Consider the following 10,852-nt stretch of genomic DNA (forward strand, 5'->3'; position numbering starts at 1 on the left):
CTATAACAGTATTTTTCGGATCCAGATTAGCACTTTCCTGTTCAAAATACGATATTTTTACATTTGACGCCCAGCGTATTTTTCCGGAATGCGGAAGCATTCCCTGAAGAATTTTCAGAAAGGTTGACTTTCCGATACCGTTATCTCCAATAATACCGAGCTTTTCTCCCCTTTTTATTTCAAAAGAAATATGCTCTGCAAGGATTTTTTTGCTGTTTCCGTTTCCGACAGTAATATCAGCGTCCTTTACTTCCAATATATCAAACGGAGGCTGAACACTGTATTCAAAATGTATTTTAGGCTGATTAAAAACAACAGAAGGCTTTTCAATTATTTCCATTCTGTCCAGAGCCTTCTCACGGCTTTTTGCGCTTGCAGCTGTTGATGCTCTTACTTTATTTTTAGCTATATAATCCTCAAGCTTTGCAATTTCCCTCTGCTGTGCTTCATATTCCTTCTGCTGTCGGTTAACACTTTCAGTCTTAAGATGTGTAAACGCTGTATAATTTCCCTTGTATCTGGTAAGAACTCCATGCTCGATTTCACAGACAGAAGTAACTACCTTATCCAGAAAATATCTGTCATGGGAAACTATAAGCAAAGCTCCCTTATAATCTTTCAGATAATCTTCAAGCCACAGTATCGTTTTGAAATCCAGATGGTTTGTAGGCTCGTCAAGGATAAGCAGATTAGGTTCTTCAAGCAAAAGCTTAGCTATAGCAAGACGGGTTTTCTCACCGCCGCTGAATCCGCTTATTACCCTGTCATATTCATTTTCACTGAAACCCATACCGTTTAATACAGTTTTAATTTTAACATCAGTAGTATATCCGTCATTTGACTCATAGTAAGATGCCAGTCTGGAATATTCCTCAGAAACCTCATTATTCATTTCTGAAGTTTCCTTCATTTGCTTTTCAAGTTCTTTCATACGTTCAAGCACATCATCAAGATGACGAAATACACCCTTCATTTCATCTATAACAGTACTTTCCCTGTCAAGCCCGGACATCTGCTCCAGATATCCCACAGAGGTTTTGGATGAATAAGATACTATACCGTCCTTTTCCGTTGAACGGTCGGGAAGTTCCTTACCTGTAAGAATGCGCAGCAGGGTTGTTTTTCCGCAGCCATTAACACCAATAAGACCTATTCTGTCTTTTTCATCAATTGATAAGTTAACATTCCGCAGTATCTGATTCCCGTTATAATATTTATTTATATTAATCAAATTTACCAGCATAATTTATTTCTCCGTTTTTTATATATACATTTTAATTATAACATACTGAAATTTAAAAAGCAATATTTATGACAGATTTTCAGTCAATATAAAAGGCAGCTTTTTATAGCTGCCTTTTGTATTTATTTACTTGTTTAAAAGGATCTCTGCACCGCATAAATTCTGACATAAGACACACGCCGTAACCACCATTTTTCAACGGTTCAATAAAATTATGTTCTGAGATTCCTCCAATCGCAAAAACTGGTACATTCACACTTTTGCACACCTCACGGAAAAATTCAATTCCTCTCGGAGGAATACCTTTTTTGCAGTCGGTTTCATAAACATGTCCGGCAATGAGATAATCAGCTCCCAATCTTTCAGCTTTTACACCTTCGTCAGGCGAATGAACGGATACGCCAACACGTTTAAATCCCTCCGGTTTCCCTGATTCAGCAAGCTGACTCATAGTCAGATGTACATTTTCAATACCAAGTTTTAAAGCAATATCCGGACGATTCAGAGCAATATTTTTTTTATATTCACTATTTTCAGCCACTATATCTGCTGCAATCTGTTCATATTCGGCATCATTCAGATCCTTTTCTCTCAGTATTACCTCAAAGGGTTCAGCACGAAGAATTTCCCTTACACGAATAATAAAATCATCAGTGCAAAGCTTTCTGTTTGTTACTGCTATAACCATATATTCTTACACTCTCACATAATCAGTGAAAACAGGCTGAAGTCCTTTATTAAACAGTGAATTTCTCACTTCATCTACACTTCTGGGATCTGAAATTTCAAACTGTTCATCACCCTTTTGCTCGTTATCACCATGTCCGCCAATACCCACTTTTACTCCGGCTGAAATCTTTGTAGCTGCCAGACCGACTACATTATCTCTGAATCCTGCACGTTCACGGGTCGAAATAGTTATCCCCGCATAAGGCATAAAAAGTCTGTAGGCAAGCATGACCTGAAGCAGCTGCTTTTCATGAACATCATTAGGATTATTGTCCTCATTATTTATATATGGACGCAGTCTGGGCAGTGAATAGGAAATTTCAGCCCATGGATATTTCTGCTGAATCAAAAACGCATGAAGACCTGCGGCATAGGCATCTTTTCTGAAATCGCCCAGTCCCAGTAAAGAACCGAAAGCCACTCCCCTCATTCCGCCCATCAATGCACGCTCCTGGGCATTAAAACGATAAGGGAAAACTCTTTTAGCTCCTCTGAGATGAACTTCTTCATATTTTACAGGATCATATGTTTCCTGGTAAACACTGACAAAATCAGCACCTGCTCTTTTAAGCATAGCATATTCATCAGAATTCATAGGATAAACCTCTATGCCTATTGTGGAAAAATATTTTTTTGCAAGTCTTACAGCATCAGCAATGTATTCAACAGGTGATGCTTTTTTAGATTCTCCTGTCAGCAGAAGAATTTCACGAAGTCCTGTAGAAGAAATTGTTTTATATTCTTCTTCAATTTCCTCCATGGAAAGCTTTCCTCTTTTTATTTTGTTTGAGCAGTTAAATCCACAGTAAACACAATAGTTTTCACAATAATTTGCTATATATAATGGTGTAAACATACATATTGTATTACCAAAATGTTTTGCAGTTTCCTGTTTTGCCCTCTGTGCCATCTGTTCAAGCAATGGTTCTGCAGCTGGCGAAAGCAATACAGCAAGATCGGATACGTTCATATTATCTTTAGCAAGAACATTTCTCACATCAACAGCCGTATATCTGGAATAATCATATTCATCTGTCATAGCAAGAACCTTATTCATAATGCCATGGTCTATCTGCTCCATACCTTCCTGGTATTTCATATGATCAGTTTCACGAATTTTTATCATTTCCATCAATCCTCCAGAAATCCTGTAAGCGGACTGGAAGCTTCTGCCCTATGCTCCAGAACTCGTCCCATACCGGCTAAATATGCCAGTCTTCCTGATTCAACCGCAAGTTTGAATGCTTCTGCCATTTGTCCTACATTTCCGGCTGTTGCCACAGCAGTATTTGCCATTACTGCTGCACATCCCATTTCCATAGCCTCACATGCCTGAGACGGACGTCCGATACCTGCATCAACAATAATCGGCAGATCAATTTCCTCAACCAGAATTTTAATAAAATCCTTTGTTACAAGTCCCTTGTTGCTGCCTATAGGTGCTGCCAGAGGCATTACTGCCGCAGCTCCTGCATTTGCAAGCTCTCTTGCCGCATTTAAATCCGGATACATATAAGGCATTACAATAAATCCCTCAGCTGCCAGCATTTTTGTGGCTTTTATTGTTTCATAATTATCCGGAAGGAGGTATTTGCTGTCACGTATAACTTCAACCTTTACAAAATCACCACAGCCCAGTTCTCTTGCAAGTCTTGCGATCTTTACAGCTTCTTCAGCCGTTCTCGCACCGCTTGTATTTGGAAGCAGTGTTATTCCCTTAGGAATATAATCCAGAATACTGTCACTGCTTCCGGAATCCGCACGTCTTACAGCAAGAGTTGCCATTTCAACTCCTGCCTTTTCAATAACTGTTTTTGTCATATCCATAGAAAATTTTCCGGAGCCCAATATAAATCGTGAATTAAATTCATGTCCTCCGATAATAAGCTTATCATTATTCATTTCAACATTTCTCCTTTTCAAGGCTCATCATTTTCCATTATAAGCCTTAATATCATATTTGCCTGATGTCCGGCGCAGACATTAACTCTCGGCGCCATTAATCCGTTTCCCGGTTTTGCTTCTGATTCATTGTCACCGCATATATACAGATTGTTCATAACCTTTCGTGTTATTATTTTATTTGAACTGTCAAATCCCGCCATTCCCGAACCGCATACCAGTTTCTTTTCAGGAAAATTCATAATCACTGTTTCTGTAAGCATCGCCTTTGATTCAGGGTTATCAAAAGCTTCGCATATTATATCGCAGTCACCAACAAGTGAAGTACAATTTTCAGCAGTAATTTTTTCATTTATACAGCATACATCAATAAACGGGTTTATTTTTTTGATCTGACTTTGCAAAGCATCAGTTTTATTCATTCCCAGATGTTCTATATAATAATTCTGCCGGTTTAAATTGCTAGGTTCAACAATATCAAAATCTATAAGTTTAAGATATCCTATACCTGTTCTTGCGAGCATAACAGCAATATTTGATCCCAGTCCTCCAAGACCACAGACCGCAACCTTCGCTCTTTTAACTTTTTTATGAACTTCAGGAGTATGTCGTGCCGCCATAAGACTTTCCAGCTGTTCACGTTCCGGCATAACTCCCTTCTTTATAATATTTACAGTATCATTGTCATTAAGCGTCATATCCTGAGAGGTCTGAAATCCGTTTAAAATAGTAATGCAATCAGATGAATAATATTTATCCCTGACTTCGAAAAGACTTCTGCAAGAAATATCAACAGGTTTCCCGTTTAAAATAATTTTCATCAGCCGCCTCCAACAAAACTTACAACTTCAAGACTATCATCAGATTCAGTTTTAGTTTGTGCATACTCTGCTTTAGGAACTATTTCTCCGTTTTTCATAACAGCAATTTTTTTCAGGTTAAAACCGTTCTTTTCAAGTATGTCAGCCAGTGAATCGCCAACAGTAAATTCAGTTTCCTTACCGTTTATTTTCATTTTTACCTCCTTATTATTCTCAAAAAGACAAAAAAGGGGCTGCACCCGTGGTGGTGCACCCCTTCATTCATGAGATTACAATATAAAAATTACATGTTTATTATATCAAATTTTTTCACTAGTGTCAAGTACTTTTTAGATTATTTATCGATATCCAGCAAAAAAACTCGTTTCAAAGCCACTGCATCTAATATATTAACTTTTCCGTCTGATGTCAGATCTGAATTATCTAACTGATCCTGTGTAAAATCTGATAATTTAAGGAGATATTTCTGCAATAAAACAATATCAGCAATTTCAATATTTCCATCAAGGTTTACATCACCCGGAAGAATATTATCAGAAGTTTCATCTGTTACATCCATTGTTGTATCTGCAGTAACTTCCGGAATGTCATATCCTTCAATAATTGAGTAGTATGCAGGCTTTGCTGTAAAGTCCTCGTTAAACAGAAGCGGACATCTTGACGCTCTCCAGCTCTTGTCATCGGTTGTTCCCCAGAATACAACAGCAGAAACACTGTCGGAATATTTAACGCATGCGTCCATAATCTGACGGTACATATCAGCCTGTTTTTCAAATCCCGCTTCAGAAGTATCAGAAGTTGTTATATCAAGCTCTGTAATCTGAATATCAAGACCTGTTTCAGAAAAAGCTTTCAGAGCCTTTTCATATGAAGCAACAGTCGGATAACCAACGTCCAGATGTGACTGCATTCCGATACCGTCGATCAGGCCTTTTTCCTTAAGATCATTTGCCATTTCAACTATAGCTGCAGTTTTACCTGTTTCATATTCATTAAAGTCATTGTAATAAAGCTTGCATCCTTCAGGAGCATACTTTCTGGCATATTCAAAAGCCGGTTCGATAAATGAATTATCACCGAAAATCTGTACCCATGCAGAATTATCTGAGCCATTAGCACCCTGTGCACCGGCTGTACGATGACTTCCGTCATTAAGCCATGCTTCATTTACAACATCCCATGCATAAAAATCAACTGTCGGATATTCTTCCTCAAGTGCTGCAAAAACGTTTTTAATATAATTCTCCATACGCTGAAGCATTATTTCCTCGGAAACCCATTCTCCGCTGTCTGTGAATCCTGTTTTAAAGAACCAGTCAGGCGTCTGGCTATGCCATACAAGTACATGTCCTCTTACAGAAATATTATTATCACGGCAGAAATTAAGTATTTCTCTGGCACTTGCAATGTTTACTACCGGATTTGTTTCGCTGCCGGATGCAATTGTAGCCGACTGATCAAGAATTGATTCAGGTTTAAGCTCGTTGCCGAGAGTTATACTATTGTAATGCTTTTTGATCAGTTCCTGAGCAGATTTAGGTGCAAGTTCAGAAGTAGTTACAGCACCGCCTATCTTAAAATAAGGAGAAAAAACATCCTTCAGCGATGGTATATCCTGCTGAATCTCGTATACCGGAGCAGTCTTAATTGTAAAATTATCTACTGAAATATTAACATTAGTATCACTGCATTCAAAATAAATATATGCCTTTGTAACACCCTTAGGAATGCTGAATTTTGTTTCATCTATTTCTGCCCAATCTCCCTGCTGAGAAATTGAAGAATTAAGATTTGAGAATTTTCTTGTTCCCTCTGAATCAGTATATTCCATACTCATCTGAACTGTAGCATGCCAAGGCGTCTTTACCATTGCCGAAACAATATATTCCTCACCCTGTTCAATCATATTATCAAGGAGAATCTGAGGACCCTGCCAGCTTTTTTCTCTGCCGGTAAATAAAAGGCAGGAGCCACCGCCATAACCACCTGTAGTGTCAATCGTGGAACTGCCATATCCGTCTCTTCCTGTAAAATCATTCACTCCGTCTTCAAAATCAGCAGTATAAATAATGTTTTCTGTGCTTTCAGCATCCTCAGCGAAAGCCACCGAACCGGTAAATGAATTCAAAGTTCCGGAAACCGGAAGTGCAGATAACAGCATCACAGAACTCATTAATCCGGCTAAGATTTGTTTGCCAAATAACTTCTTCATAGTAAAAACCTCCGTTCAAGAATTTATATGTTAATTTTACCATATTAAGTTCAATTTGTCAATTACATCTGTAACATTTTGCTTGATTTATAAAAAAAGACAGTCCCTAGGACTGTCTTTTTGCAATATATCTTATTTTTTCATCATACTTGCAACTTCATCAGCGAAATTGTCTTCTTTCTTTTCAACGCCTTCGCCTCTTTCAAAGCAAACATAGTCAACTACCTTAATTGTAGTATTTGCTTCTTTAGCACAATGATCAACATACTTCTGAACTGTAAATGAACCATCCTTAACAAATTCCTGATCCAGCAGACAGTTTTCAGAATAATACTTGCCAATTTTGCCTTCAACAATCTTTGCTTTAACCTGTTCAGGCTTATTAGCCATCTTAGGATCTTCATCCATCTGAGCTATCATAATCTTCTTTTCAGATTCAATAACATCAGCAGGAACATCTTCTCGCTTCAAATAAGGAGCCTTTAAAGCTGCAACCTGAAGTGCGCAGTCCTTACCGCATGTTAAAACAGCATCAGCAGCACCTGCAGGAGATTCCAGATTAACCATAACACCAATTTTTCCGCCGCCGTGAACATAAGGAACAAGAATGCCTTCCATTCTCTTGAATCTTCTGATGTGCATATTTTCACGAATCTTAAGGAAAAGTTCCTGAAGAGCTTCAGCAACAGTTACAGAACCGCCTGAAATCTGAGCTGCATTAAGAGCATCAACATCAGCAGGATTTTTGTCAATAATTGTCTGAGCCACGTCAGTAACAAATTTCTTAAATTCATCATTGTTTGCAGCAAAGTCTGTTTCGATGTTTACTTCAACAACAGCACCTACAGTATGATCAGCATTTGTCAAAGCCATAACGATACCTTCAGCAGCAACTCTTCCTGATTTCTTAGCCTGAGTTGCAAGACCTTTTTCTCTTAAAATTACTGTTGCCTTTTCAAAATCACCGTCAGCTTCAACAAGAGCCTTTTTACAGTCCATCATGCCAACGCCTGTCTGCTTACGAAGTTCAGCAACGTCTTTAGCTGTAATATTAGCCATTATAAATTCCTCCAGATATTTTTTCAGAAAAACCCGAATATCCAAAATATATCCGGGTTTATTTTTAATAATTATTCTTCTTCAGCTGCTGTTTCTTCAGTTTCAGCCTCATCAGCAACTTCAGTTGTATCTTCACCCTGTCTGCCTTCGATAATTGCATTTGCAATTGTACCGGCAATGAGCTTTACAGCTCTGATAGCATCGTCATTACCAGGAATTACATAATCAATTTCATCCGGATCACAGTTTGTATCAACAATAGCTACAATCGGAATATTCAGTTTCTTTGCTTCTGCTACTGCAATCTTTTCTTTTCTTGGATCAACAATGAAAAGTGCAGCCGGAAGAGTATCCATATTCTTGATACCGCCCATAAACTTTTCAAGCTTTTCAATTTCAAGATTCAGCTTAACAACCTCCTTTTTCGGGAGAAGCTCAAAAGTTCCGTCTTCTTCCATTGCGTGGAGCTGTTCCAGTCTCTTGATTCTTGTCTGGATTGTCTTGAAATTAGTGAGCATACCGCCCAGCCAACGAGCATTAACGTAATGTGCACCTGCTCTGAGCGCTTCTTCCTTAACGGAATCTCCAGCCTGCTTCTTTGTTCCTACAAAGAGAACATTTCCGCCTTCTGCCGCAAGATCACGTACAAACATATAAGCTTCTTCAAGCTTCTTTACAGTCTTCTGAAGGTCAATAATATAAATTCCGTTTCTTTCAGTAAAGATATATGGAGCCATTTTAGGATTCCATCTTCTTGTCTGATGACCGAAATGTACACCTGCTTCGAGAAGCTGCTTCATTGATACTACTGCCATGGTAGTTCCTCCTGTTGGTTTTAAATTTCCTCCGCCCAACTTAGCTCAGCAACAGCCGATTTTAATTGCGGCACCAGTCACTGAAAGTATAAGCGTGCGAATTACCAATATATTATATCATATTCTCTTTTAAAAATCAAGTGTTTTTTTCTTTTTTTATGATAATTTTTTCAAATACTGCTTTTTTTCGTCTGCCTGAGCTTTCACAAAGGTCTTCATGGAATTTTACCAGTACAGCGTCCCTGCCTATCAGTTCAATATCCTTGCATGACAAAACTATATCCTTATCCTTCCCCAGAAGTCCCCACAGACGCTCTCTGCCATAAATTACAAATGCGATAATATTTCCTGTTTCCGGATCAAATTCCGCATCATCTATGTATCCTAGTTTTTCACCGTTTAACAGATTTATCACATCCTTGTTTCTAAGCTCGCTCAGACTGCAAATCATAAAAGACTCCGTTCCGCCCGAATTTTATTTACGGACTTGAAAACATATAAAACCTATGGTATAATTAAGTAAAGGCTATCAGAATTTTTATAAATCCATATAAGAGGTGTTAAAAACATGAAAATTTCAACAAAAGGAAGATACGCATTAAGGATGCTACTTGATCTTGCCACACATCAGTCTGACGGTTTTATCGCACTTAAAGATATAGCACAAAGACAGGAAATATCAAAAAAATATCTTGAGCAGATTGTTCCAATGCTTAATAAATCCGGGCTTCTTAAAACAAACCGCGGCTATCAGGGCGGATATATGCTTGCAAAAAGTCCGTCAGAATATACTGTAGGTGAAATACTCAGGGTTACCGAGGGAAGTCTGGCTCCTGTATCATGTCTTGATCAGGTACCCAATGAATGTCCCCGTGCAGCAAAATGTCCTACTCTGTTTGTATGGGAAGGACTTCACAATGCGATTACTGAATATCTTGATAATATTACCCTGGAGGATATTATTGAGCATAAATCAGATATATCGGGCGATAACTATTCAATATAAGAAAAAGATGAAAGGCGGCTTTTGTTGTTTTAAAAGCACGCCTTTTTTCATACAGATCCATATTTTTCAAATACCTGGGGTATCCGGAGGAGACTGCATATCCCTGTCAGGAAATTCTCCGTTATCCGGCATACCGCCTCCATTGCCGGGCATTACTCCGCCGTTATCCGGCGGTTCCATTTCACCGTTTGCCGGAAAGTTTTTTCCGTTTTCATCGTCCGGCTGCAAATTTTCATCATCTTCTCCCGGATTGAAATTTCCTCTCTGATGCATTCCGCCGCCCATTTGTCCTAAAATACCAGTTCCGGCTGATGTCAGTTTACTATCCAGAGTTACTGTATCCAGAAGCTCTCCGCCTGTATAGCTTCCGCCTGTAATAAATCCGTGTTCTCCGTCACTGTTGTTTTTTCCTCCGTAATATATGCTGTATTCGCTTCCCGACTTAAGTTCCGGCGTACTGATTATTAAAGATGAATATTGTTTTGCCGGCTGATATGATAATATCACATTACCGTCAGAATCCTTAAGACATACAGATTCTGAAGAAGTCAGCATCTGTTCAAATGAAACAGCAATTGAATACTGTCCGGAATTTTCTGACGGAGTTTCTGCCATTCCTGAACTTCCGGCAGCAATCAGTATTCCCCCGTTTACGATCACTTCGCTTCCTGAATCCAATGCACCATTACCGCTGTTTTCTGGTCCGTCAACAATGGTTGTACCGCCGTTTACATTCATAATTCCATTGGAATCCAGACCGTCACCGCCTGCGTTTACATATATGCTTCCGCCATTTATATTAAGCTCGCATTCCGATGATGTACCTTCAAAGTTTCCTGGTGTCATACTGTCTCCGCTGCCGTCGCTTGCATTAAATCCGTCATCAGACGCTGTAACTTCAATAATTCCGTCTTCAATATTTATTATCTTTCCTTCAATTCCCTCATAAGAGGTATTTATAACAATATTTCCGCCGTTTACAGCCACTGTTTCATCAGCGTGAATTCCATCATCACCAGAACTCAAAGTAAGATCACCGCCGTTGATTTCAACATTTCCGTTTGA

12 protein-coding genes are annotated in these 10,852 nt (G+C 38.7%); 1 reads left to right on the forward strand and 11 read right to left on the reverse strand.

Annotated features, from left to right (window positions below; all coding sequences use genetic code 11):
• The 10 genes from ACI4WO_RS04965 to ACI4WO_RS05010 form a co-directional block, all read right to left on the reverse strand.
• Positions 1–1,243, reverse strand: a 1,243-nt coding sequence (locus ACI4WO_RS04965) for an ABC-F family ATP-binding cassette domain-containing protein (protein ID WP_439806456.1), incomplete at its 3' end; no start/stop codon positions are given.
• Positions 1,244–1,346: 103 nt separating this feature from the next.
• Positions 1,347–1,931 carry a thiamine phosphate synthase gene (locus tag ACI4WO_RS04970; protein WP_439806457.1) on the reverse strand — a complete coding sequence of 195 codons (585 nt, stop codon included), beginning with the start codon at positions 1,929–1,931 and terminating at the stop codon, positions 1,347–1,349.
• A gap of 6 nt (positions 1,932–1,937) precedes the next feature.
• Positions 1,938–3,104, reverse strand: coding sequence for a 2-iminoacetate synthase ThiH (gene thiH / locus ACI4WO_RS04975; protein ID WP_439806458.1), 1,167 nt, complete (start codon positions 3,102–3,104; stop codon positions 1,938–1,940).
• The gene (locus ACI4WO_RS04980) at positions 3,104–3,874 is read right to left on the reverse strand and encodes a thiazole synthase (protein ID WP_439806459.1); all 771 of its coding nucleotides are present in this window, start codon (positions 3,872–3,874) and stop codon (positions 3,104–3,106) included. Before ACI4WO_RS04980 ends, thiH begins: the two co-directional genes overlap by 1 nt.
• A gap of 17 nt (positions 3,875–3,891) precedes the next feature.
• Positions 3,892–4,695 carry a sulfur carrier protein ThiS adenylyltransferase ThiF gene (thiF, locus tag ACI4WO_RS04985; RefSeq protein ID WP_439806460.1) on the reverse strand — a complete coding sequence of 268 codons (804 nt, stop codon included), beginning with the start codon at positions 4,693–4,695 and terminating at the stop codon, positions 3,892–3,894.
• Positions 4,695–4,889, reverse strand: coding sequence for a sulfur carrier protein ThiS (gene thiS / locus ACI4WO_RS04990; protein WP_439806461.1), 195 nt, complete (start codon positions 4,887–4,889; stop codon positions 4,695–4,697). The genes thiF and thiS overlap by 1 nt, the downstream gene beginning before the upstream one ends.
• Positions 4,890–5,029: 140 nt before the next feature.
• Complete coding sequence (locus ACI4WO_RS04995; protein WP_439806462.1) at positions 5,030–6,907, reverse strand: endo-1,4-beta-xylanase; 1,878 nt, start codon at positions 6,905–6,907, stop codon at positions 5,030–5,032.
• Positions 6,908–7,039: 132 nt separating this feature from the next.
• The gene (gene tsf, locus ACI4WO_RS05000) at positions 7,040–7,966 is read right to left on the reverse strand and encodes a translation elongation factor Ts (protein ID WP_439806463.1); all 927 of its coding nucleotides are present in this window, start codon (positions 7,964–7,966) and stop codon (positions 7,040–7,042) included.
• 71 nt (positions 7,967–8,037) lie between these two features.
• Positions 8,038–8,781 (reverse strand): 30S ribosomal protein S2, encoded by a 744-nt coding sequence (gene rpsB / locus ACI4WO_RS05005; protein WP_439806464.1) that lies wholly within the window; start codon positions 8,779–8,781, stop codon positions 8,038–8,040.
• Between the two features lie 136 nt (positions 8,782–8,917).
• The gene (locus ACI4WO_RS05010) at positions 8,918–9,232 is read right to left on the reverse strand and encodes a PRC-barrel domain-containing protein (RefSeq protein ID WP_439806465.1); all 315 of its coding nucleotides are present in this window, start codon (positions 9,230–9,232) and stop codon (positions 8,918–8,920) included.
• Positions 9,233–9,349: 117 nt separating this feature from the next.
• On the opposite strand from ACI4WO_RS05010, the gene ACI4WO_RS05015 reads away from it, so the two are divergent.
• Positions 9,350–9,787 (forward strand): RrF2 family transcriptional regulator, encoded by a 438-nt coding sequence (locus tag ACI4WO_RS05015; RefSeq protein ID WP_439806466.1) that lies wholly within the window; start codon positions 9,350–9,352, stop codon positions 9,785–9,787.
• 66 nt (positions 9,788–9,853) lie between these two features.
• Here the strand turns inward: ACI4WO_RS05015 and ACI4WO_RS05020 are convergent.
• Positions 9,854–10,852: carbohydrate-binding domain-containing protein (locus ACI4WO_RS05020; protein ID WP_439806467.1), on the reverse strand; the 999-nt coding region annotated here is incomplete at its 5' end.

The organism is Porcipelethomonas sp., from assembly GCF_051893655.1.
GTDB lineage: Bacteria > Bacillota > Clostridia > Oscillospirales > Ruminococcaceae > Porcipelethomonas.